The organism is Streptosporangium sp. NBC_01639 (genome assembly GCF_045209755.1).
Classification (GTDB): Bacteria; Actinomycetota; Actinomycetes; order Streptosporangiales; family Streptosporangiaceae; genus Streptosporangium.
Window position 1 is genome coordinate 3,691,490 of sequence record NZ_CP109272.1, and the last position, 23,814, is coordinate 3,715,303.

A 23,814-nucleotide genomic window follows, 5' to 3' on the forward strand; every position below is an offset into this window, starting at 1 on the left:
GGTTCTGTCACCAGGGCCGGTTCTGTCACAGGGGCCGGCCTGGCCGGTGCCTACTTGCCCTGGTTGGCCACGGCCTTGATGGCGGCCTCGGCGGCCTCGGGGTCGAGATACAGGCCGCCCTTGGTGACCGGGCGGAAGTCGTCGTCCAGCTCGTAGCGGAGCGGGATGCCGGTGGGGATGTTGAGCCCGGCGATCTCGTCGTCGCCGATCCCGTCGAGATGCTTGACCAGCGCGCGCAGCGAGTTGCCGTGCGCGACGACCAGGACGGTCCTGCCCGCCGACAGGTCCGGCACGATCTGGTCGTACCAGTAGGGGAGCATACGGTCGACGACGTCCTTGAGGCACTCGGTCCTCGGCAGCAGCTCGTCCGGCAGCGCCGCGTAGCGCGGGTCGCCGATCTGCGAGAACTCGTCATCGTCGGCGATCGGGGGCGGCGGGGTGTCGTAGGAACGGCGCCAGAGCATGAACTGCTCGTCGCCGAACTCGGCGCGCGTCTGCGCCTTGTCCTTGCCCTGCAGCGCGCCGTAGTGGCGCTCGTTGAGCCGCCAGGAGCGGGTGACGGGCAGCCAGAGCAGGTCGGCGGCGCCCAGTGCGAGGTTGGCCGTCTGGATCGCCCGGGTCAGCACCGAGGTGTGGACCACGTCGGGCCGCACTCCGGCCTCCAGCAGCAGCCGGCCGCCGCGCCGCGCCTCCTCCTCGCCCGTGGCCGAGAGCCCCGCGTCCACCCATCCGGTGAACAGACCCTTAGCGTTCCACTCGCTCTCACCGTGCCGCAGCAGCACCAAAGTCGCCATACGGACAAGCTTAGTGGGCGGCCCGCGCAGCATCCCGAGGCCGGAGAGGCCTCGGCGCCGTGGACCGGCGGGCGGACCTGGGCGCCCAGAACCGGAGAAGCGGGGTCTTCAACACCCCGGACCGGAGAAGCGAAGAGGTCCTCGGCACCCCGGACCGGAGAACCAGGGTCTTCAGCGCCCCGGACGGAGAGGTGGGGGCCTCAGCGGTCGGGGTCGGCGAACCGGGCGAACGCCTGCAGGTTGGCGAGCGACTCGCCGCGCTTGGCGCGCCACTCCCACTCACGCCGGATCGAGGAGGCGAAACCCAGCTCCAGCGCCCGGTCGAAGCCCTCGTCGGAGTAGGTGAGCACGCAGCCGAGCAGCCGGTCGATCTCACCTTCGGAGATCGCCGCCAGCGGGATCCGGCCGACGAGGTAGACGTCGCCGATCGGGTCGAGGGCGAAGTGCACGCCGTACGTGGAGCCGTTCTTGGTCAGCAGCCAGCGGTAGAAGTCGGCGTGGTTCTCGTCGGGCTGGCGGCAGAAGAACGCCTCCACGTGCAGGGCCTGGTCCCCCAGGATCAGCCACGTCATGGTCGCGAGCTTGTGCTGGCCGGGGAGCTTCGCCAGGAAGGCCCCCGGCCGGGGCTCCTCGTAGGAGACCTCCGCGCCTTTCAGCGCCGCCTCGATCGTTTCACGCATGCGCCCAGCCTACGAGCCGACCGCGATCGGGGTGTGGTGAAGATTCGCCATCGCCCCCACGTAGACGTCCGCGAGCCGGGCCGCGGTGGCCGACCAGCCGAAGGCCGCGGCATGGGTCACCGCCCCCGTCGAGAGCGTGTCGCGCCAGGCCGGGCGGCGCACGAACCGGCTGAGCACCTGCGCCCAGTCATGCGGGTCGTGACCGTCGACGAGCACGCCGGAGACCCCGTCGCGTACGGCGGTGCGCAGGCCGCCCACGGATGCCGCGGCGACCGGCGTGCCGCAGGCCTGGGACTCCAGGGCGACCAGGCCGAACGACTCGTTGTGCGAGGGGACCACCGTCACGTCTGCCGCGCGGTACCAGTCGGCCAGGCCGTACTGGGGCGCCGGTGGGACGATCCTGACCACGTCGGAGATGCCCAGGGAGGCGGCGAGGTCGGTGAGGTAGGAGGGCTGGGCCCGTCCGTTGCCGCTGAGGCCTCCGACGCAGGCGACGACGAGCCTGGAACGGAGCGAGGGATCGTCGACGAGCATCCGGGCCGCGGCGCGCAGCAGTACGTCGGGGCCCTTGAGCGGCTGTACGCGGCCCACGAACAGCAGCACGTGGGCGTCCTGCGGCAGCGCGAGCCGGTGGCGGGCCGCGCCCTTGGACGCGGGCTGGAAGACCGTGAGGTTCACGCCGGGGTTGACGACCTCGACGCGGCCGGGGGCGGCGCCGTACAGCTCGATGAGCTCCCGGGCCTCGGTCGGGGTGTTGGCCACCAGTCGGTCTGCCACCTGGACAACCTGCTCCTCGCCCAGCACGCGGGCGGTCGGCTCGGGTCTGTCGCCCTTGGCGAGCAGGAGGTTCTTGACCTTGGCCATGGTGTGCATGGTGTGCACCAGCGGCACGCCCCAGCGCTCCTTGGCCAGCCAGCCCACCTGGCCGGAGAGCCAGTAGTGGGAGTGGATCACGTCGTAGCGGCCCGGGTCGTACATGGCCTCGGTGCGCAGCACACCCGACAGGAAACCGCAGAGCTGGCCGGGCAGGTCGCCCTTGTCGAGCTCCTCGTACGGCCCGGCGGTGACGTGGCGGACCGAGACGCCCGGGGCGAGTTCGGCGACCGGTGGCAGCTCGCGGGAGGTCTGCCGGGTGAAGATCTCGACCTCCACACCCAGCGTGGCGAGGCGTTTGGCCACCTCGACGATGTAGACGTTCATGCCGCCCGCGTCTCCGGTCCCCGGCTGGTCGAGGGGAGACGTGTGCATGCTGATCGTCGCGACTCGGTTGACCCGTCGTCGCCTCACCGACATCACCTCCGAGGGGGATGCAACCCTCCACCACTTCGTAATATTCCCGTCATATGGATGCACCAGGCCGGGCCGAGCACCGCCCTGGCAGGATTGAGGGCCATGAACAGGACAGCAGTGGTGACAGGTGCCAGCAGCGGGATCGGCGAGGCGACGGCGCGCCGGCTGGCGGCTGAGGGTTTCGACGTGGTGGCCGCCGCGCGGCGCCGGGACCGGCTGGACGGGCTGGCCGCCGAGGTTCCCGGGATCCGCGCGGTGACCCTGGACGTGACCTCCCAGGAGTCGGTCGACGAGCTCGCCGCCTCTCTGGACCGTTGCGACGTGCTGGTCAACAACGCGGGCGGCGCGATCGGCCTGGAGCCGGTGGCGAGCGGGGACGCGGCCGACTGGCAGAAGATGTACGACATCAACGTGCTGGGCTCGCTCCGTGTCACCCAGGCGCTGCTGCCCCGGCTCGTCGAGTCGGGCGACGGGGTGCTGGTGATGCTGACCTCGGTCGCCGGGCTGGTCTCCTATGAGGGCGGCGGCGGTTACAACGCGGCCAAGCACGCCCAGAGCTCCATGACCGAGGTGCTCCGGCTGGAGCTGTGCGGCGAGCCGGTCCGGATCGTCGAGATCGCCCCCGGCATGGTCCACACCGAGGAGTTCGCCCTCAACCGCTTCCGCGGTGACTCCGCCGCCGCCGACCGCGTCTACCAGGGCGTCCCCGATCCGCTGTCGGCCGACGACGTGGCCGACGCCGTGGCGTGGTGCGTCACCCGTCCCGCCCACGTGAACATCGACCGCCTGGTCATCCGTCCCCGCGCCCAGGCCGCCCAGTACAAGATCCACCGCGTCTGACATGGGGAGACCGATCGGGGCGATCACCAGGGGGACGACGGGACACAACCGGCTGCGGCGGGCCGACCGGTGGATCGCCGCCGTCCACGGCCGTCTCCTGCGCATCGCGGACCGCCCGCTGGTGGTCGACCTCGGCTACGGGGCCTCGCACACCACGACCCTGGAGCTGTTCCTGCGGCTGCAGAGGATCTGCCCGTCGGTCGAGGTCGTCGGCATCGAGATCGACCCGGCCAGGGTGGCGGCGGCGAAGCCGTACGAACGTCCGGGGCTGTCCTTCGCGCTGGGCGGCTTCGAACTGCCGGTGAGCCGGCCGCCCCTGCTGGTCCGGGCGTTCAACGTGCTGCGGCAGTACGGCGAGGCCGAGGCGTGGGACTACTGGACGATGCTCCGCGGGCGGATCGCCTCGGGCGGGGTGATCGTCGAGGGCACCTGCTCGGAGGTGGGCCACCGCGCGGTCTGGGCCGGGCTGGACGGCTCCGGCCCCCGGACGCTGACCTTCTCCGCCCGGTTCGACGCCTTCGAACGCCCCTCCGACCTGGCCGAACGCCTGCCCAAGACGCTGATCCACCGCAATGTCCCCGGCGAGCCCATCCACGCCTTCCTCCGCGACTTCGACCACGCGTGGGCGGTCAACGCCCCCCTGAGCCCGTACGGCTCCCGCCAGCGGTGGATCGCCGCCGTGCGGACGCTCGCCGGGGCCTGGCCCGTGGCGGAACGCCCCTCGCTGGGCGGCCCCGCCCGCTGGAGGCTCGGCGAGCTCACCCTCCCCTGGTCGGCCGTCGCCCCCCTGCTCCCGGAATCGCACCCGAGGACGGGCTGACCGCGGGACATCGGCTTTACCCGCCCGGCCTCCCGCTCATCGCGGGCCCGACTTCATCGCGGGCCCGAGTTCATCGCGGGCCCGACCGACCGAGACGGGATCCTGCCAGGCGAGCACGCTCTCGAAGGTGGCGACCGACCGGGACGACGACCGCGACGAGATCTCCCCGACGAGAACCCGCTAAACGAGCGCGCTCTCGAAGGTGGCGTAGGCCACCGCGTCGAACAGCACGAACCTGACCTCGGTGACGCTCGTGGGCGTCCGCCGTACGGTCGACAGCGCGATGCGGGCGCCGTCGTCCATCGGCCAGCCGTAGATCCCGGTCGAGATCGCGGGGAAGGCCACGGTGGCGGCCCCCAGCTCGTCGGCGACCCGCAACGACTCGCGATAGCACGAGGCGAGCAGCGCCGAGCGGTCCTCCGCCGCCGAGTGGACCGGGCCGACGGTGTGGATCACCCAGCGGGCGGGGAGGTGGCCGGCGGTGGTGGCGACCGCCTTCCCGGTGGGCAGGCCCCGGCCGTAGCGCGACGCCCGCAGGGCCCGGCACTCCTGCAGGATCTCCGGGCCGCCCCGGCGGTGGATGGCCCCGTCGACGCCCCCGCCACCCAACAGCGAGGAGTTCGCCGCGTTGACCACCGCGTCGACCTCCTGTCCGGTGATGTCCCCCTGGATCAGTCTGATCTCCATGGCGATGCGCCCTTTCACGGCTGACGGCTTCTCCACCGAGTCTGCCCCCCGCCGCTCCGGGATGCCGTCCGCCCCGGGATTCCCGGCGATCCGGGAAACTCGACAGCCCGTAGTACTACCCCTCGTGGTGCGGGAGTTAGGCTTGTCCCTGTGAAGGGTCTCGGCGAGCTGGAACGCAGCATCATGGACATCATCTGGGCACAGCCATCCGCGGTCACCGCGCGCGAGGTCGGGCGTCTCATCGCCGACCGGGATCTCGCGCCCACGACCGTGATGACCGTGCTCGACCGGCTCACCCGCAAGGGGTTCCTGCACCGCACCCGTGACGGGCGCGCGTGGCGGTACGAACCAGCGGAGAGCCGCGACGCATACATCGCGGAGCTTATGCTTGAAGCACTCGACCTGACCGGAGACCGGTCGGCCGCACTTACCCGATTCGCACAGACCGTCTCCGGCAACGAGGCGGAGATCCTGCGCAGAGCCCTGACGGAGCTGGAGGACGAGTGATAACCGCGGCAGCCCTGGCGACACTCGCCTTGGTCTGCGCGGTTGGAGCCTGGCGGTTCACCCGGGCGCGGTGGACCTACCGGGCCCCGCATGTCGCCATCGTCCTGTGGCAGGCGCTCGGCGTCACCTGGGGCCTGGCCGGGACCGGCGCGCTGCTCGCCTACGCCCTGGAGCCCTACGGCCAGGGCGTGCTGCACGGTCTCGCCGCCTTCGCCTCCTCCGCGCTCGGCGCCGGGGACGGCCCGCTCGAACCCTACGACCTGCCGCGCATCCTGGCCCTCGTCGCCGGGCTGACCGCGCTCACCGTGCTCGTCATGGTGCTGCTGAGCGCGGGCGTGCAGACGCTCCGCGCCCGGCACCGCCACCGCGTCCTGCTCACCCTCATCGCCCGCGAGGATCCCGGGGTCCCCGGCGTGCGGGTGGTCGACCACCCGGGGGCCACCGCCTACTGCGTACCCGGCCTCCGCTCCCAGGTCGTCGTCAGCGCGGGCACCCTGAAGCTGCTGTCCGCCGACGAGCTGACCGCGGTGCTCGCCCACGAGACCGCGCACGTCCGCGAGCGCCACGACCTGGTGCTGCTCCCCTTCGCCGCGCTGCGCCGGGCGCTGCCCTGGTCGCGATTCATCGCGACCGTGCAGAACGAGGTCAGCCTGCTGGTGGAGATGGCCGCCGACGACGTGGCCCGCCGCTACTGCTCCCCGCGCCGGCTGGCCACCGCCCTGCTCCGCTTCGGTACGGCGGGCGCGGTGCCGACCCCGAACGGAGCGCTCGGCGCGGCCGGCTCCTCCTCGGCGGTGATGGCCCGGGTCGAGCGCCTCATCACCCCCGGCCCGTACCTGCCCCTCGGGGTCCGCTACAGCATCGTCGCCTTCTCCGTCACCCTGACCGCTTCCGCGCCTTTGCTCTGGTTGATTCCGCACTGACCCTTTCTTTGCTTGCAACTGTTAACCGAAGCGTTTGCAATTGCAAGCACTATCGGGCAGACTGAAGCCATGGCATTACCCAAGGTCGGCTCGATCGGCGAGTACATCCGCGAGCAGCGCACGCAGGCGAAGATCTCCCTGCGCCAGCTCGCCAGCGCGGCGGGGGTCTCCAACCCCTACCTCAGCCAGATCGAGCGGGGACTGCGCAAGCCCAGTGCGGAGATCCTGAACCAGATCGCCAAGGGGCTGCACATCTCGTCGCAGGCGCTGTACGTCCAGGCCGGTCTCATCGAGGAGCGCGAGCCGGACAACGACGTGCTGAGCGCGATCAGGACCGACCGCCTCATCACGGAGCGCCAGCGCCAGGTGCTGATCGACATCTACGAGTCGTTCCGCAAGGAGAACCGGGCCGCGGAGGCGGACGGGGACGGGGACACCTTCCAGGAGGCACGTCCCGCACCGGAGCCGCAGGGAGGCGACGCCGGCTCCTCGCCGAACGACGACGCACCGCTGCCCGAGGGATATCTCGCCGCGCTGAAGCCCTACGGGGCACCTTCGGCCAACGGCGACGCCACATCGGAAACCAAGGAAGGTTGATCCAATGACTCTCGCCACCGAAGTCAAGAAGCTCGCCGAGTCCAAGCCGTTCTACGCCGTGGCCGGCGTCGGCGACTTCGCCGCCGAGAAGCTCCGTGAGCTTCCGGAGCAGCTCCAGAGGCTGCAGGGCCGCCGCGAGGAGATCCGCGAGGCCGCCAAGGACCTGCCGGAGAAGGCCAGGGAGTTCGCCGGCAAGGCCGAGGTCTATGCCAAGGACTTCAGCGGCAAGGCCGAGGGCTACGCCAAGGACTTCCCCGACAAGGCTCGCGGCTACGCCGACCACTTCACCGGCAGGGCCGTCGAGCTCTACGAGGAGTTCGCCAGCCGCGGCCGCAAGGTCGTCTCCAAGAGCAGCGGCGAAGCGGCCCTGGAGCTGGAGGAGATCTCCGAGAAGGCCGAGCCCGCCATCGCCACCCAGGCCACCAGGAAGAACAACCGCACCCCGAAGAACACCTCCACCCGCAAGGCCTGAGACTCGCCACGACCGGGTGAGCTCGTCCCGTGTGCCGGCGGTGCGCGCTTCGAGCGTGAGGGCGGTCATGACCGCGGTGCCCGGCGGGTCGGCGTGCTGCGACCCGCCGGGCCTTTCGGCGCTCAGGGCAGGTGACCGAGCCCGCGACGCCGGTGCATCCGCTCGCCGGGTTGGTGGCGGTCCTACCCGCCGGCAAGATGGCGGAGGTGACCGGATCCGGGCCGGTGTTGTGGGCGATCAGGGTGTAGGTCAGATACGGGACCAGGATGCCCAGGTGGGGTTGCGCTTCCAGCGCTGGGCCTTGAGGGCCCGCGCCGATGACGTTAAGCGTCCGCGCCAATACTTACAAGAAGCCCAACATGTCCGGTCAGGCCAAAACAAAGAGGGCGAATACCCCATTTAATTGGGGACCGCTCGTTATTCCTCGGTTATTCACTCGGCCCGAACCGGGCATGGCCCGCACCGCCTTTCCCGTCCGGCGCGAATCCGCAGGTCCGGCTCGAAAGCGCCCGTGCCTACGAGCCCCGACCCGTCCGCCAAGAGGCGCATCACACCAGCCCCGGTGCTCCCGCCCTGCCGGGCTCGGAAGAAGACCGTCGCAAACAGTGCTGTCGAATGGCCTCATCCGGCCACCGACAGCGCAGCAACCGCGGCACCCCCAGCCGGCTCATGGCCACACAGCAAGGTCATGGAACGGTCCCAGCCGCTGAACAGCTCTGCGATAGATCACGGTCGCGGTTCGCGATCGTCAGGAGTCGGCCATACCAGCCGGTAGCGGTGTTTCGAGGTTCGACGGTGTTCCCGGCCTCGGGGCCGGTCGGACGAGAGAGCGCGCCGGTACGGCGGGAGTGGGAACCGGAAGAGCTGATCGCGGCGTGGACGCTGCTGGACGATGCCCGGGAGCTTGGTGGCCGACAAGACCGGCGCCACCCGGCTCGGCTTCAGCCGGGATGCAGGGAAAAGCATCCATGATCATCTTATCGGCGGGAAGGGATGGGCGGACAGCGGAGTCGTCCGGGTAAGAGCTTCTCAAAGGAGGTGGAAAGGCGGGCCGGGTGCGCAGCCGGGAGGAGTGTTGTTGCCGCTGATGTCGAAATCAGCGCAGGTGAGGAACAGGTAGTTGAATTTGCCGAGCAGGAAGGCCAGGATTCCGACGGCGACCGTGACGAGGACTGCCCGCAGCCGGTGCAGTTCGGGGAGCTCGGCGTAGTCGGGCAGCAGGATCCTCGACAGCAGCCACGTCAGGGTCGGCGCGCCGACCAGGGTGAGCACCACCTCGAAGTAGTGCAGGTAGTGAGCCCCATGGGTTCTCCGTGCCATGACGGCCAGCACGATCCAGACCGAGGGCAGTGCCAGCGCGACCCAGCCTCCCCAGGGCAGCGCGCCTCTGGTGTGCAGCATCAGGCCCGAGAGCAGCACCGCCGTGGCCACGGCCCAGATTCCCAGCACGGCGTCGAAGAAGATGGCGCCGTACGCGCCCAGTGTGAACGCGGGCCACAAGATGACGAGCGTGCCACCCGCCGTCGCTGCCGCGGTGGCCCGGAGCGTGGGGTCGACCTCGGGGAAAGCCTGCTTCCCTTTCGGGCTGGGCTCGCGCGAGGCCCCACCGACCATGTCCACTCCAACCGCTCGGCACCAGCCATCGGGGCGAGTCGCTGGACTCACGCTTTCGGGCACGACGCACGCCCACTCTCCGGAGAATATAGAGAGGCGCAGCGCGTTCCCGGCCCGGCAACTCACCGTCCGCACCGAGAAGATGACGATGTTTTCGTCAGCCGGCGGGACGGCAGGCGAAAAACCGTCAGATCAGCGCCACAACGGTGATCATGGACAAGGCTGTGATCACCGTGATCGCGCTCGATCGTGCCGGCAAGAACGCTGTCAGGAGGAGGCCCGGGCGGACGATCGCGGTGTCCCGGCGGGAAACCGACGCGGCCCGTGCCCTCTTGCGGATACGGCCGTCCGGGTACCCAATGGGGAGTGGCCAGGCATCTGCCGCGGCTCCGCATCACCCCCCGACAGAAGGGACCCCCCCCCATGATCCTCCGCACTCCGCACCGCGGCGTCGATGTCGATGTCGATGTCGACGTCGGCGTCACCGTCCGCGCCGGCCGCCGATAAGCCGGCCGAGGACGACTCGCCGGGGTCAGTCCCTGCCCTGCCAGGTCGTCACGCAGACCTCGTTGCCCTCCGCGTCCGCCAGCACCCAGAAGGCGGGGGCCGCGGCGTCGGACAGCAGCACTCCGCCCGCGGCCAGCGCGGCTTTGATGCGATGGGGTGCCTCGTCGTGCGGGACCGAGACGTCGAAGTGGATCCGGTTGCGCTGCGGCCGCGGCGCGTCCATCTGCTGGAACCAGATCGCCGGCCCCTGACCGGCGGGGTCGATAAGCGGGTCCTCGGGCCCCGACGCACCGGCCTCGTCGCCGTAGCCCAGCACGGCCTTCCAGAACGGGCGGACGGCGGCGATGTCGAGCGCGTCGACGGCGATCTCGATGAGCTGGGCGGACCGTGCTCCCCGCTCACCGGCTCCGGCGTCGAGGCGTAGTCCGAGCCCGTCCACGGTCGAGGAGATCCGGTGGGCGAGCTCGATCTCCAGCGGGGTCACCCGGGCGGCGGCGAGGGACTGCAGCGTGATGATCACCTGATCCCGGCGGACGTCCATCCACAGACTGCCGTCGGCGTCGTCGCCGGCCACGACCGCCACCCGCGCGGCGACCTCGCACCCCTGCGTCAGCGACGCCACGGGCACCGACGCGCGCACGACCCCCAGGATGTAGCGCCACCCCAGATCGCCGACCGCGTCGGAGATCTCCAGGCGGCTCAGTCTTTCACCCGTGCCTTGAGCATTCTGTGTCATATCGGCATGGTCGCAGAATTCCATGATCGGATTTCTGGAATGAGGGCACCGGTCCCGTCCGCCCCTGGTGCCATGACACGCGGGCCTTCGTTCCGGGCGGCCGTCCTCGCGCCCGCGGCGGAGCCGGAGCGCCGGATGCCGTCCGTCTGACGGACGCGCACGCGTCCGGGGACGACGCGGGGGCGGCTTTCGGCATTAGGCTGACAGATACACCAGCGAGGCGAGCGTTTTGGAGAGACGATGCTTGAGATCCACGGTGTCCTGGATCTGATCTTCTGGATCCTGTCGATCGCCGCGTTCATCATGTCGGCGTGGGCCCTCTTCCACGCCGTACGGACTCCGGCGCGCGCGTTCGCGATCACCGGCAAGCAGAGCAAGAAGCTCTGGCTGATCATCCTGGGGCTGGCCGCGCTGTTCTCCTTCACCACGGCGGTGGGCTACTTCGGGATCGGGATGGGCCAGCTCAACCTCTTCGCCATCGCCTCCGTCATCGCCGCCGGCATCTACCTGGCGGACGTGAAGCCGGCCGTCAGCGAGGTCGGCAAGGGCGGGAACCAGGGCCCCTACGGCCCCTGGTGAGCCGATGATCCTGTCCCCGCGCCCGACGCTCCCGGCGGTGCGCCCGGACAGGCCCGCCCCGTCCGGGGAGTGCGTGACACTCCGCCTCCTCGGACCCGGGCATGTCAAGGGCCGCTGAGCGCTCTTGATCTCTCCCCGGTCCCGGACGACCGGAACTCCCCTACTGAGATAGCCATTAGTCCGATTCGGACACCATGTCCGTCGTCATCCCTGACTGAAATGTCAGGTGAATTTGACATACGTGTAGTGATTTTCCGGAAACATCTTTTGACACTTTCGAAACAATGCTACGTTCACTGGGAGCGCTCCCACCTGTGCGGAATCTTGGTGTGGAGGAAGTTATGTCTGATCTACCCACACTTGCCCAGGTCGCGGCAGAGGCAGGAGTTTCTCCTGCCACCGCATCCCGGGTAATCACCGGTTCAGTCAGGGTCAGTACCTCGACCCGCAGACAGGTGCATGACGCGATCTCGCGTCTCGGTTATGTACGGCATCGCGCGCCCCGTGGCGGAACCGGACGCCGATCCGATCAAGTCGTGGCCATCGTGGTCTGCGAGCCCGCGCACCGGCTGTTCACCGAACCCTTCTACGCAAGGATGATCACTGCGGCGGAGGAGGTGCTCACCGGTCACGGCGTGCCACTCGCCGTGATGACGGCCACCGCCGCCACGTCCACCATCGCCACACCACCGCTCGTCGCCGGAGGAGTCGACGGCGTCCTGCTGATCAGCGCGCGGGACCGGCATCCGCTCGCGGTGACCCTGGCCGCGTCCGGCATTCCCGTACGGTGCGCGGGCCGACCGCCGGACGGCATCGACCTCCCGCACATCGACATGGACAACCGCGACGGCGGCAGGCAGGCCGCCGAGCACTTCCTCCTCGGCGGCCGACGGGCCATCGGTGTCATCGCGGGACCACCCGGGCTGCCCGCGGCGCGGGACCGGCTCGACGGCTTCGTCCAGACGCTCAACCTGGCCGGGATGACCGGCGTGCCGGTGGCCTACGGCGACTTCACCCACTCCTCGGGGGTGCACGGCATGCAGTGGCTGCTGCGCCGTATGCCGCATGTGGACGCCGTGTTCGCCGCCTCCGACGTGATGGCCGCGGCGGCCGTGCAGACCCTGCGCCGCACCGGCCGCCGGGTACCGGACGACGTGGCCGTGATCGGCTTCGACGACGCACCCGTCGCCCGGCGGACCTCTCCCACGCTCACCACCGTCCGCCAGCCCGTGGAGGAGTTCGCCGCACTGGCCACCCGGTTGCTCCTGCTCTCGATGACCTCTTCCGACCTGCCGAGGAACAATCCGATGCTCCCCACTGAGCTGGTGGTCCGTGAGTCCGCCTGAGCACGGCGGACTCCGCGCGGGTGACGTGCTCACCCGCCGATACCTGTTGCTGGAACCGATCGCGTGGGGAGGCATGAGCGTCATCTGGCGGGCCTTCGACCAGTCGCTGCAGCGGATGGTCGCGGTCAAGCTGCTGGACGGCGAGATCGGCGCCGACCGGGGAGGCCGCGAACTCATCCGCCGTGAGGCCCGCGCCACCGCACGGCTCATCCATCCCGACGCGATCGAGGTGTACGACTACGGGGAGGCCGTCACCTCCTACGGCCGCCTCGCCGCCTATGTGGTCATGCGCCTGCTGGAGGGGCGCCCGCTGTCCGACCGGATCTCCGAGGGGCCGCTGCCCTGGGCGGACGCGGCACTGATCGCCGCCCGGCTGGCCAACGTGCTGGCCGCCGCCCACGAGCGGGGCATCGTCCACCGGGACGTCACCGCCGAGAACGTGCTGCTGACCGCGACCGGCGCCAAGCTGCTCGACTTCGGCATCGCGGCGTTCATCGGGGAGGACGGCGAGGACCACGTCTCCGACTACGGCACGCCCCCCTACCTCGCGCCCGAGCGGCTCACCGGCGTGACCGCCGACCCGGCGAGCGACGTCTACGCACTCGGGGTGCTGCTCTTCGAGATGCTCACCGGTGGCACGCCGTACCCGGAACGGACCTGGGAGGAGATCGAGAACGTCCGGCGGCTGGGGCCTCCACCCACTGTCTGCGCCCCGGGGCTGCCCCCCGCGGTGGCCGCGCTCTGCCGGAGCTGCCTGTCGCAGGAACCGGGAGCGCGGCCGAAGGCGCAGGACGTGGCGGACGGCCTCACCGCGGCACTGACCGGAGCCTCCGGAACCGGAGGAACCCTCCTTCTGCGCTGGACGGTGACCGCGGTCGCGGTGCTGGTCCTGGGGGCTCTCACCTGGAACCAGCTCGCCGTCGGCGCGGACCCGCGGCCGGGTTCCGGCACCGCCCAGGGGCGGCGGGCCGGGCCCGCCACCCCTTCGGCCGTCGTCGGCACGTCCCTGCCCGGCGCATCCGGTACGGTGCGGGCGACCGTACCCGCCGTCCCCCTGCACAGCGCCCCGGCGACCGTGTCAAGCACGGCTCCCGGCCCCACCGGGAGTCCTCCATCGCGTACGTCCACCGGAGGCGGGCACGAGCTGCCCGAGCCACGGACCGTCCGGACGGAGAACGCCCCGACCGCCCCTCCCCGGGCGAAGACGGTCCGGTCGTCGGTGCCGAGCCTCGGCCAGAGCGTGCGGCGCTTCAACGCGCTGCTGGCCGAGGGGGCGAGCGCGGGCTGGATCCGTCCCGACGTGGCACTGGACCTGCGGCAGGTGCTGGCCGGCAGCGTCTGCTGCTCCCGCGACCTCACCCCGATCCGGGGGAAGATCGCCGATCGGCACCGGGAGGGCACGCTGTCCGACGACTTCCGCCAGGTGCTGGAGTCGCAGCTCAGGCTCGTGGCGGTCGCGCTCGCCGGTTGAACGGCCCGGTTGGACGCCGGACAGCGCGGAGGCGGCGGTCGCCGGGGTTCCGGCGACCGCCGCCTCCCGTGGGTCAGCCCGGGGTGCGGGCCGAGCCTCTTGGTCAGCCCGGAGTACGGGCCGAGCCTCTTGAGTGGATCAGCCCGGGACGCAGGCCGAGCCGTTGACGGTGAAGGCCGCCGGCGACGGGTTGGCCCCGTTGTGGGTGCCGTTGAAGCCGAAGTTCGTCGACTGGCCCGGGGCCAGGTTCCCGTTCCAGGCGAGGTTCCTGGCGGTCACGTCGGTTCCGCTCTGGACCACCTCGGCCGACCAGAACTGGGTGATCTTCTGACCGGGGTCGCCGAAGGCCCACTTCAGCGTCCAGCCGGAGACGGCCGAGGTGCCGGTGTTGGTCAGCGAGACGTTGACCGACATCCCGTTGCCCCAGGAGTTGGCCGCGTAGGTGACCTTGCAGGTCCCGGTCTGGCTCCCGGCCTCCGTCCGGACCGTGACGCTCCCCGACCGCGGCGAGGTCTGCCCCGCGGTGTCCCGGGCCTCGACCGAGAAGGTGTAGGAGGTGTCGGGGGTCAGGCCGGTCACCTGGTAGGTCGCGGCCGTCGTCGAGGCGATCTTCGTGCTGCCCTGGTAGACGTCGTAGCCGGCCACCCCCTGGTCATCGGTGGCGGCGGCCCAGGTCAGCTTCAGACCGGTGGTGGTCACCCCGCTCGCCTGCGGGGTGCCGGGAGCGGTGGGCGGGGTGTCCGCCGGAGTCCCGGAGGTGGTCACCTCGGTACCGGGTGAGCGCTCCGAGGCCAGCCCGGCGCCGTTCCTGGCCACCACCGAGAAGGTGTAGGAGGTGTCGGGGATCAGACCGGTCACCTGGTAGGTCCCGGCCGTCGTCGAGGCGATCTTCGTACTGCCTCGGTAGACGTCGTAGCCGGCCACGCCGCTCTCCGGGTCCGCCGAGGCCGTCCAGGTGAGGGTGACGCCGGTCGAGGTGACCGCCGAGGCCGCCGGCTTGCCGGGCACGGTCGGCGGGGTGGTGTCGGCGGGCGGGGTGCTCCCGGACTTCTCGGCCGCCCAGTTGGCCAGCCAGGCCAGCGGGGCGTTCCAGTTGACCGTGACCTCGTTCACCGAGTAGGCGTTGATGTCGTCGAGGTAGCACTTCTGGGGCTTGCACCCGCTGAGCCGAGCGGCCGCGGTCGGATCGTCCAGGTGGCTGTTCGGCCCGCCGGAGAGCACGCCGGGCGGTGTGATCGGCAGTGAGCCGTCGAGCTGGTTGGCCCAGAAGCGGTGGTGGGCGTTGCGCATGGCCTGCTCGCCGTACCCGGAGACGTAGGACTGGTTGAGCGGGTTGCGGCCCAGGAAGTAGTCCATCACGGCGTAGACGCCGTTGCGGTACTTCGCCTGGCCGGTGAAGTCGTGGGCCAGGGCGAGCAGGACGCCGTTGTTGCCGATGATCCCGTTGGAGCCCCAGTAGTAGGAGCCGTCGGTGGACACGAAGGGCGCCGGGTAGCCCTGCCCGGCCATCTGGGTGAGGAGACCGTCGGCCGTACTCGCGATCTTCGAGCGGGTGGCCGCGATGTCGGCGGCCGGCAGGTCGCTGGGGACCACGGTGAGGCTGATGTCGCCGAGCGCGCCGACCTCGGCCCAGTCGAAGCCGCGTGTGCTGAGGCCGGCTCCCCGGTACAGGGGCGAGCCGGTCAGGTCGGAGCGGTAGGCGGACTTTCCGGTGGTGAGGTAGAGCTCGGCCGCGGCCCAGTAGAACTCGTCGGTGACCTTGTTGTCGTTGTAGGGGCCGGAGCCGGTGCCGTCGGAGGCGGGGGCGTAGAGGGCCGGGTTGGCCTTGGCCGCGGTGTAGGCCTTCTCCGCGGCGGTGAGGCAGCGGTCGGCGAAGGCCGCGTCGATCGTCTTCCACAGCCGGGCGCACTGGGCGGCCACCGCGGCGGTGTTGAGCGTGGCCGCGGTGCTGACCGGGGCCAGCTGGCGGGGCTGGGAGTCCTGGTGCGGGATGGTCGGCAGACCGGTCCAGGCGGCGTCGGCCACCTTGTGGTGGACCAGGCCGCCGGGCGCCTGCATCTTGAGCAGGAAGTCGACCTCCCAGCGGGCCTCGTCCAGGATGTCGGGCACGCCGTTGGACTTCTCCGGGATGTTCAGTCTGCCGTCGCCCAGGGCCGCCTTGTCGCCGAAGGAGACCGCCCGCTCGTACTCGTCGAGCAGCTGCCAGGCGGAGATGCCCCCGTTGACCACGTACTTGCCGTGGTCGCCCGCGTCGTACCAGCCGCCGCGCACGTCGAGGGTGTAGCCGCAGCTCGTACGGCACGGCACGTTGTTGTCGCCCTGGTTGGGCGAGACGTTGAGGTGACCGGCGGGGCGGGCGTAGGCCGAGCCGACGTGCTGGGCCTCGATCGGGATACCGCTGCGCTGATGGTAGTAGAAGGCCAGCGCGTCGTAGCGGAGCTTCTTGAGCGGGTCGGCGGAGATGTCGAAGGGATAGCTGGTCTCGCCGCCTACCGACAGCGTGTAGCCGGTCCCGGCGGTGTCGTAGGAGGAGAAGTCGACGGTGTGGACGGTGTCGCCGGACAGCGCGTCGGCGCCCTTGACCGTGGTCTGGCCGGTGGCGACCGCGGCGCCCGCGGAGTTCTTCAACGTCCAGGTCTGCTGGGTGCCCGCCGAGGTGACCACGGTCGCCTGCTTGGGCACGCCGGGGACGTAGGCGACCTGGTTGACCTTGACGGTCGAGCCCGCCGCGGCGGCCGTGCCGGTCAGGCCGGGAGAGACGGCCAGACCCGCGCCGAGCAACGCGGTCGCCGTGGCCGCCGCGACTTTTCGCCAGCGGCGGTGATCACGCCGGTTGAGTCTCATGCTGGTCCTTCCGGGGGAATGTGGGAGCGCTCCCATATTCGTGACCGCGAGGGAATGCGCAAGGACGGTCCCCGGGTTCCGCTCTCCGCCCGACCGGAGCACGGGAGCGCGACGTGGGAAATCTCCCTTTCCCGGGCCGCCGGACGGCTGTGAGAGCCGTGAAACTTTCACGAAACGAGAAGTGCGCAAACCGTACAAGACCGAGCTAGCGGGCGTCTCTCCTCCCCCGGAGGCGGGAAACGCCTCGGCGCGTGGTTGACGTGCGCCCCACCGGCGCCGAAACATGACGGACGCGACCGGCCGCAACTTTCGATCGCGGGGGCCCACCCCGCGAACAGATCCCGTCCTCGAAGGGCACCCTTTGATGAAAGTCCTGCGTTTTCGCAGGTGGTCGGCGGCGTTTGCGGCGCTCGTGACCACCTCGGCGCTGGCGGTCGCGCTCGGCTCCTCCCCCGCGGCTGCGGCGGGCGGAACCGGCACCGGCTACCTGCACACCTCCGGCAACAAGATCGTCGACAGCACGGGGGCGACCGTCCGGCTGACCGGCATCAACTGGTTCGGCATGGAGACCGACAACAAGACGTTCCACGGGCTGTGGTCGAGCAATCCGTGGAAGGGCCAGATCGACAAGATGGCCTCACTCGGCTACAACACGCTGCGGGTGCCGTTCTCCAACGACGCGCTCAAGCCGGGTGCGGTCGCCACCGGTGTGAACGACTACGTCAACCCCGACCTGGTGGGCAACACCCCGCTGCAGATCCTCGACAAGGTCATCGACTACGCCGGCAGCAAGGGCATGCGGATCATCCTGGACCGCCACCGCCCGACCGCCGCCGGGCAGTCCGCCCTCTGGTACGTCGCCGCGACGCCGGAGAGCAAGTGGATCGACGACTGGAAGATGCTCGCCCAGCGCTACGCCGGCAACACCACCGTCATCGGCGCCGACCTGCACAACGAGCCGCACGCCGAGGGCACCAACCCGGCCGCCACCGGCGCCTGCTGGGGCTGCGGCGACACCACCCGCGACTGGCGGCTGGCCGCCGAGCGGGCAGGCAACGCGGTGCTGTCGGTCAACCCCAACTGGCTGATCTTCGTCGAGGGTGTGAGCTGCCCGAGCGGCGGCCTGTCCAACGTCTGGGACAACGACCCCAGCAACGACGAGGACTGCGGCTGGTGGGGCGGCAACCTGTCCAAAGCCGGCCAGTTCCCGGTACGACTCAGCGTGCCGGACCGGCTGGTCTATTCTCCCCACGAATACGCCACCTCGGTTTATCACCAGACGTGGTTCGACGCGCCGAATTACCCGGCGAACATGCCCGCGATATGGGACAAATATTGGGGCTATCTGTACAAGCAGAACATTGCCCCGATCATGATGGGCGAGTTCGGAACCACACTTCAGGCGTCCGTGGACAAAATCTGGCTCCAGGAGCTGATGAAGTACACGGGCACCGGAGTGAACGGCATGTCGTTCACCTATTGGTCGTGGAACCCCAACTCCGGAGACACCGGCGGCATCGCCAAGGACGACTGGACCTCGATCAACCAGGACAAGCAGGACATCCTGCAGCCCTACCTGATCCCGCCGGTCGGCGGGGGCGGGGGCGGCAATCCGACGCCCACTCCGACCCCCACCCCGACGGCGGGGCCGGCCTCGTGCACCTCGTCCTACAAGCTCGTGAACTCCTGGCAGGGCGGCTTCCAGGGTGAGCTGACGGTCAAGAACACCGGCGGCTCGGCACTCGGCAACTGGACGGCCACCTGGTCGATGCCGTCGGGTGTGACGCTCGCCAGCGCCTGGAACGCCGTCGTCACGACCAGCGGCACCACCTGGACGGCGAAGGGGCCCGACTGGGCCAGGAACCTTCCCGCCGGGCAGTCGGTCACCATCGGCTTCACCGCCAACGGCCCCTCCACTCCGGGCCCGGAGGCCGTCACCTGCTCCTGACCCCGCTTCCCGGACCCGGTCCTGAGCCGGGTCCCCGGACTAGGTCCCGAGCCGAATCCCCGGACCTGATTCCGAGCCGGGTCCCACGGCGGGCCAGTCCGTCCGCCGACTCCTACCGAGGGCGTGCCGCATGCGGCGCGCCCTCGCCGCGTCGACGGGGGCGAGGCGGGGGCGGGGACGGAAGTGCGGCGCCGTGCGAGGTGGTCCCGGACCTCCGTGGCATGGCGCGTCCCCGGCCCGGAGGCGTTCAGAAAACGACCACACTTATTCGACAGCAGAGCCGTATTACCTTTATTTCTTGACATGGACGGCCAAATTAAATGCCCCGCATGTCGTACGGCAATGGCGCCTCCGCCGATCAGTAGACTCAGCGATAATGGCGCATCATCGGCAATGCGCCAGAACGGAGTAGCACCAGAAGAAGAGGGACAGCTTGATGATAAAAGCCAGTCATTCTCATATCGTGTCGCGAAACATCGCCCGTTCCTGGCTGGTGGGAGGACTCATCGCCACGGTCGCGACGGGGGGCATCGTCACGGCACCACAGATCGCGAGCGCAGCGGCATCGACGCCGGCGGCGCTCGGCACGGCGGCGCACTCCACGGCCCCGGGCGGGACTCTGGTCGCGGGCACCGTCCCCCGGTCCGATCGCGGGATCCCACATGAGACGACCACAACGACGCTGACCTCGTCGTGCGACATGGGGCAGGTGGGTCCGGTCATCTTCTTCGCGGCGGTCACCTCCTCAGGACGGACCACTCCCACCGGCACGGTCGGATTCGCCACCGACCAGGGGAGGCTGGGCAGGGACCGACTCGACGCCGCCGGCCACGCGGCGCTGGCCGCCCCCACCCTCTCCAAGGGTGTGCACCAGATCGTCGCCAGATATCCGGGCACCAACCGGCTGAGGCCCAGCGTCTCGGCGCTGTTGACCCAGCGGATCGGCGCCGGCGGTCTCTGCCCCGCGAGGACCGGGAACAACAGGGGCAGGGAGCACCAGGAGTCGGACAGCAGGGGCCGGGAGCGCCAAGAGTCGAACAGCAGAGGCCGGGAGCGCCAGGAGGAAGGCCAGAACAGGCTCTCGAGGAAGCACGACGGTTCGCGGCCGGTCAGGATCACCAGGTCCAGGCCGGAGCAGGCGGAGACGGGCGGCGCCGTGGAGACCATCCGTCGTGCTCCGCGCGGCGTCGCCAGGCACGACGCGGAGCGCGAGAGCAGGCCCACCACGGAACGCACGGACAGGCAGCGCTCGGAGCACGCGAAGAATCACTCGTACCAATGGCTGTGACCCGCGGACGGGGACGGTGAACGCAGACAGGTGACCCTGGAGGGCACCACACCGGATCACCCGCCCACGACATCGGCGCCGGCCGCCTGACGGCTCGCGGGGCCCGTCTGTCCGTTCAGACGGGCCCCGCTCCGACGGGACATCGGCTTCCCCGGCTCTTCGGATGGGCAGGCGATCCTGCGCCTTCAGGGGCGGTCCGTCTCCTCCGGGGCCGGCGGGGGGCCGTCGTCGCCCCGCTGACGGCGGTCAACCTCTTCCTCCAGCTCATGTGTCCGCGACGCGTGGTTGTCGAGGGCATCCTCCGAACCGCTCAGGATGGTCTCCAACCAGGTCTCCTCGAGCTGGTTCAGCTCATCGCGCAGATCTCGCACGCTCAGGTTTCTCGGGTCGGCTCTGTTCATGGCTCCAGCCTCTACCCACCCAGCAAACCAGTCACCCCTATTCGTAGCGGGATATATCACACTGCCAACGAGGCCCTGCGGCAGCGGCGTCGCCGGAAACACCTTGATCTTTCTCCGCCCCGGCTCCGATGGGCGGCCACCCGGCGGCCGGGCGCACCACACCCCGAAGAGGCGCGTACGGCGCGAACAACCGGCCCCGTGGACACCGGAAATCTGAAACTTTCACAATCGGAGAATTCATCCGGGCGGATCGCAGCAGCCTGACGCCATGTCCAGCGAAACCTGGACGTAACGCGGAACACATGCCATTGACATCCTGAGGACTGTCTCCAGAATCTTGTTTGGGAGCGCTCCCACCCCCCTTCTTCCCCGCTCCGTCCGACGTGAGCCCCCTACCAGGGGATTTACCTCGGAATCATCCCTGGAGGACCCTTTCGATGCCTCAGATTCCTGCCAAAACGGGAGCGCTCCCACGCTTCCGGAGACGGGTCACCGCGCTGGCGCTGCTCAGCCTGGCGGCCGGAACGACCACCGCGCTGGCAGCCTCGCCCGCATTCGCCGCGGTCTCCTGTGATGTCACCTACGCGACCAACGACTGGCAGGGCGGCTTCACCGCCAACGTGTCGATCAAGAACCTGGGTGACCCGCTGAACGGCTGGACCCTCGGGTTCGCCTTCCCCAACGCGTCGCAGAAGCTCACCCAGGGCTGGAGTGCCACCTGGGCGCAGAGCGGCCAGAACGTCACCGCCAAGAACCTGGACTGGAACGGCAACCTGGCCACCGGGGCCTCGACCAGCATCGGCTTCAACGGAAACTGGTCCGGGTCCAACCCCAAGCCGACCAGCTTCACGATCAACGGCGTCACCTGCGGTGGGACCGGCCCCGTCAACCAGGCCCCGACCGTGGGCATCACCAAGCCGCTCGCGGGGGCCACCTTCACCGCGCCCGCCACGGTGGACATCACCGCCAACGCCGCCGACAGCGACGGCACGGTCGCCAAGGTCGAGTTCTTCAACGGCACGACCCTGCTGGGCACCGACACCACCGCGCCGTACGCCTACAGCTGGGCGAACGTGGCGGCCGGCGACTACTCGCTCACCGCGAAGGCGACCGACGACAAGGGCGCGAGTACGACCTCCTCCCCGATCGGGATCAGCGTTCAGGCCAACGCCGCCCCCGCGGTACTCCTCACCCCGGCCACGGTCGCCGTCCCCGAGGGCGGCAGCGCGGACCTCTCGGTCAAACTCTCCAAGGCCCCGTCCGCGAACGTCACCGTGACGACCGCCAGGACCAGTGGCGACGCCGACCTGACCGTCTCCTCGGGCGGCTCGCTGACCTTCACCACGGCCAACTGGAACACCGCCCAGACCGTGAAGATCGCCGCCGCCGAGGACGCCGACCAGACCTCGGGCAGCGCGGAGTTCACCTCGACCGCCACCGGCCACACCTCGGCCAAGGCGACCGCCACCGAGGTGGACAACGACAGCGCGGGTGGCGACAACGAGTACATCAAGCGCTTCACCACGATGTACAACAAGCTCAAGGACCCGGCGAACGGCTACTTCTCACCGGAGGGCGTGCCGTACCACTCGGTGGAGACCTTCATGGTCGAGGCCCCGGACCACGGGCACGAGACCACCTCCGAGGCGTACAGCTACTACCTGTGGCTGGAGGCGGCCTATGGCAAGGTGACCGGCGACTGGAGCAAGTTCAACGCCGCCTGGGCCTCGATGGAGAAGTACATCATCCCCTCCACCGCCGACCAGCCGACCAACTCCTTCTACAACGCGTCCAAGCCCGCCACCTACGCCGGTGAGTGGGACGACATCAAGCAGTACCCGTCCAAGCTGGACAGCGGTGTCAGCGTCGGCACCGACCCGATCGCGGGCGAGCTGAAGAGCGCCTACGGCACCAGCGACGTGTACGGCATGCACTGGCTGCTCGACGTGGACAACACCTACGGCTTCGGCCGCTGCGGCGACGGCACCACCAAGCCCGCCTACATCAACACCTACCAGCGCGGCCCGGAGGAGTCGGTCTTCGAGACCATCCCCCAGCCGTCCTGCGACACCTTCAAGCACGGCGGCAAGAACGGCTACCTGGACCTGTTCACCGGGGACAGCGCCTACGCCAAGCAGTGGAAGTACACCAACGCCCCCGACGCGGACGCCCGCGCCGTCCAGGCCGCCTACTGGGCGCACACCTGGGCCAAGGAGCAGGGCAAGGAGTCGCAGGTCGCCACCTCGGTCTCCAAGGCCGCGAAGATGGGTGACTACCTGCGCTACGCGATGTACGACAAGTACTTCAAGAAGCAGGGCTGCACCAGCACCTCGTGCGCGGCCGGCACCGGCAAGGACAGCTCGGCCTACCTGCTGAGCTGGTACTACGCCTGGGGCGGCGCCAACGACACCTCCGCCGGCTGGGCCTGGCGGATCGGCTCCAGCCACAACCACTCCGGCTACCAGAACCCGATGGCCGCCTGGGCGCTGTCCAGCGTGGACGCGCTCAAGCCCAAGGGGGCGACCGCCGTACAGGACTGGACCACCAGCACCAAGCGGCAGCTGGAGTTCTACCGCTGGCTGCAGTCGACCGAGGGCGCGATCGCCGGTGGCGCCACCAACAGCTGGCAGGGCCACTACGCGGCCCCGCCGTCCACGCTGCCCACCTTCTACGGCATGGCCTACGACTGGCAGCCGGTCTACCACGACCCGCCGTCGAACCAGTGGTTCGGCTTCCAGGCCTGGTCGATGGAGCGGGTCGCGGAGCTCTACTACGCGACCGGCAACGCCGACGCCAAGCTGGTGCTGGACAAGTGGGTCAAGTGGGCGACCGACAACACCACGGTCAACGCCGACGGCACCTTCCAGATCCCCTCGACCCTGGTGTGGACCGGCCAGCCGGACACCTGGAACGCGAGCTCCCCGGGCAGCAACGCCGGGCTGCACGTCAGCATCCGGGACTACACCAGCGACATCGGTGTCGCGGGCTCCTACGCCAAGGTGCTCACCTACTACGCCGCCAAGTCCGGTAACGCCACGGCCAAGACCATCGCCAAGGGCCTGCTGGACGGCATCTGGAAGAACAACCAGGACGCCAAGGGCGTCTCGGTGCCGGAGACCAAGGCCGACTACAGCCGGCTCAACGACCCGGTCTACGTCCCCGCGGGCTGGACGGGCAAGATGCCCAACGGCGACGTGATCGACTCCAACTCCACCTTCATGTCGATCCGGTCCTTCTACAAGAACGACCCGGACTGGCCGAAGGTCGACTCGTTCCTGAAGGGCACCGGCCCCGCGCCGACCTTCAACTACCACCGGTTCTGGGCGCAGGTCGACGTGGCCGTCGCCCTCGCCGAGTACGGCCGGCTCTTCCCCTGACCGGCCCATCCGCCCGATCCGACCGGCCTTGGCCGGTCGGACCGGGCGGACAGCCCATCCGGTCCGCCCCGTCCGACCGGGCGCCGACCAGCT

General features: G+C 69.8%; 20 protein-coding genes. 12 read left to right on the plus strand and 8 right to left on the minus strand.

Annotated features, from left to right (window positions below; genetic code table 11):
• Positions 1-50: 50 nt before the first annotated feature.
• The 3 genes from OHA77_RS16550 to mshA all read right to left on the minus strand — a co-directional run bounded on the left by OHA77_RS16550 (position 51) and on the right by mshA (position 2,767).
• Positions 51-794 (minus strand): phosphoglyceromutase, encoded by a 744-nt coding sequence (locus OHA77_RS16550; protein ID WP_406318948.1) that lies wholly within the window; start codon positions 792-794, stop codon positions 51-53.
• A gap of 200 nt (positions 795-994) precedes the next feature.
• Positions 995-1,474: a YbjN domain-containing protein gene (locus OHA77_RS16555; protein WP_326819756.1), complete on the minus strand. Its 480-nt coding sequence runs from the start codon at positions 1,472-1,474 to the stop codon at positions 995-997.
• Positions 1,475-1,483: 9 nt separating this feature from the next.
• On the minus strand, positions 1,484-2,767 hold the full coding sequence (mshA, locus tag OHA77_RS16560) for a D-inositol-3-phosphate glycosyltransferase (RefSeq protein WP_326819755.1): 1,284 nt from the start codon (positions 2,765-2,767) through the stop codon (positions 1,484-1,486).
• A gap of 99 nt (positions 2,768-2,866) precedes the next feature.
• Here mshA and OHA77_RS16565 point away from each other — a divergent pair, with 99 nt between their 5' ends.
• A complete protein-coding gene (locus OHA77_RS16565) occupies positions 2,867-3,604 on the plus strand; it encodes an SDR family oxidoreductase (RefSeq protein WP_406318949.1) in 738 nt (245 codons plus the stop codon).
• Position 3,605: 1 nt separating this feature from the next.
• Positions 3,606-4,424: a class I SAM-dependent methyltransferase gene (locus OHA77_RS16570; RefSeq protein WP_406318950.1), complete on the plus strand. Its 819-nt coding sequence runs from the start codon at positions 3,606-3,608 to the stop codon at positions 4,422-4,424.
• A 180-nt stretch (positions 4,425-4,604) separates the two neighbouring features.
• Here the strand turns inward: OHA77_RS16570 and OHA77_RS16575 are convergent, their stop codons facing one another.
• On the minus strand, positions 4,605-5,111 hold the full coding sequence (locus OHA77_RS16575; protein WP_406318951.1) for an O-acetyl-ADP-ribose deacetylase: 507 nt from the start codon (positions 5,109-5,111) through the stop codon (positions 4,605-4,607).
• Between the two features lie 150 nt (positions 5,112-5,261).
• Between OHA77_RS16575 and OHA77_RS16580 the strand changes: the two genes are divergently transcribed.
• The 4 genes from OHA77_RS16580 (at position 5,262) to OHA77_RS16595 (ending at position 7,610) form a co-directional block, all read left to right on the plus strand.
• Positions 5,262-5,618 (plus strand): BlaI/MecI/CopY family transcriptional regulator, encoded by a 357-nt coding sequence (locus OHA77_RS16580; RefSeq protein WP_326819750.1) that lies wholly within the window; start codon positions 5,262-5,264, stop codon positions 5,616-5,618.
• Positions 5,615-6,541: a M56 family metallopeptidase gene (locus OHA77_RS16585; protein WP_326819749.1), complete on the plus strand. Its 927-nt coding sequence runs from the start codon at positions 5,615-5,617 to the stop codon at positions 6,539-6,541. Before OHA77_RS16580 ends, OHA77_RS16585 begins: the two co-directional genes overlap by 4 nt.
• Positions 6,542-6,610: 69 nt before the next feature.
• On the plus strand, positions 6,611-7,138 hold the full coding sequence (locus OHA77_RS16590; RefSeq protein ID WP_406318952.1) for a helix-turn-helix domain-containing protein: 528 nt from the start codon (positions 6,611-6,613) through the stop codon (positions 7,136-7,138).
• Between the two features lie 4 nt (positions 7,139-7,142).
• Positions 7,143-7,610, plus strand: a complete 468-nt coding sequence (locus OHA77_RS16595; protein ID WP_326819747.1) for a hypothetical protein — start codon at positions 7,143-7,145, stop codon at positions 7,608-7,610.
• 1,029 nt (positions 7,611-8,639) lie between these two features.
• Here the strand turns inward: OHA77_RS16595 and OHA77_RS16600 are convergent.
• A complete protein-coding gene (locus OHA77_RS16600) occupies positions 8,640-9,224 on the minus strand; it encodes a hypothetical protein (RefSeq protein WP_406318953.1) in 585 nt (194 codons plus the stop codon).
• 532 nt (positions 9,225-9,756) lie between these two features.
• Positions 9,757-10,467, minus strand: a complete 711-nt coding sequence (locus OHA77_RS16605) for a VOC family protein (RefSeq protein WP_406318954.1) — start codon at positions 10,465-10,467, stop codon at positions 9,757-9,759.
• Positions 10,468-10,707: 240 nt separating this feature from the next.
• Here OHA77_RS16605 and OHA77_RS16610 point away from each other — a divergent pair, with 240 nt between their 5' ends.
• From OHA77_RS16610 to OHA77_RS16620, 3 genes are all read left to right on the plus strand, one after another.
• Complete coding sequence (locus tag OHA77_RS16610) at positions 10,708-11,046, plus strand: DUF2516 family protein (protein ID WP_326819744.1); 339 nt, start codon at positions 10,708-10,710, stop codon at positions 11,044-11,046.
• Positions 11,047-11,387: 341 nt separating this feature from the next.
• Positions 11,388-12,392, plus strand: a complete 1,005-nt coding sequence (locus tag OHA77_RS16615) for a LacI family DNA-binding transcriptional regulator (protein WP_406318955.1) — start codon at positions 11,388-11,390, stop codon at positions 12,390-12,392.
• Complete coding sequence (locus tag OHA77_RS16620; protein ID WP_406318956.1) at positions 12,379-13,863, plus strand: protein kinase domain-containing protein; 1,485 nt, start codon at positions 12,379-12,381, stop codon at positions 13,861-13,863. The genes OHA77_RS16615 and OHA77_RS16620 overlap by 14 nt, the downstream gene beginning before the upstream one ends.
• Positions 13,864-14,001: 138 nt before the next feature.
• On the opposite strand, the gene OHA77_RS16625 is transcribed toward OHA77_RS16620, so the two are convergent.
• Positions 14,002-16,707: a glycoside hydrolase family 9 protein gene (locus OHA77_RS16625; protein ID WP_406318957.1), complete on the minus strand. Its 2,706-nt coding sequence runs from the start codon at positions 16,705-16,707 to the stop codon at positions 14,002-14,004.
• A 364-nt stretch (positions 16,708-17,071) separates the two neighbouring features.
• On the opposite strand from OHA77_RS16625, the gene OHA77_RS16630 reads away from it, so the two are divergent.
• Entirely contained in the window at positions 17,072-18,655 is a 1,584-nt protein-coding gene (locus OHA77_RS16630; RefSeq protein ID WP_406318958.1) for a cellulase family glycosylhydrolase, read from the plus strand.
• A 463-nt stretch (positions 18,656-19,118) separates the two neighbouring features.
• On the plus strand, positions 19,119-19,943 hold the full coding sequence (locus OHA77_RS16635; protein ID WP_406318959.1) for an Ig-like domain repeat protein: 825 nt from the start codon (positions 19,119-19,121) through the stop codon (positions 19,941-19,943).
• A gap of 185 nt (positions 19,944-20,128) precedes the next feature.
• Here OHA77_RS16635 and OHA77_RS16640 read toward each other — a convergent pair whose 3' ends face one another.
• Positions 20,129-20,344 (minus strand): DUF6158 family protein, encoded by a 216-nt coding sequence (locus OHA77_RS16640; protein ID WP_406318960.1) that lies wholly within the window; start codon positions 20,342-20,344, stop codon positions 20,129-20,131.
• A gap of 437 nt (positions 20,345-20,781) precedes the next feature.
• Here OHA77_RS16640 and OHA77_RS16645 point away from each other — a divergent pair, with 437 nt between their 5' ends.
• Positions 20,782-23,721, plus strand: coding sequence for a glycoside hydrolase family 48 protein (locus OHA77_RS16645; RefSeq protein WP_406318961.1), 2,940 nt, complete (start codon positions 20,782-20,784; stop codon positions 23,719-23,721).
• Positions 23,722-23,814: the final 93 nt, after the last annotated feature.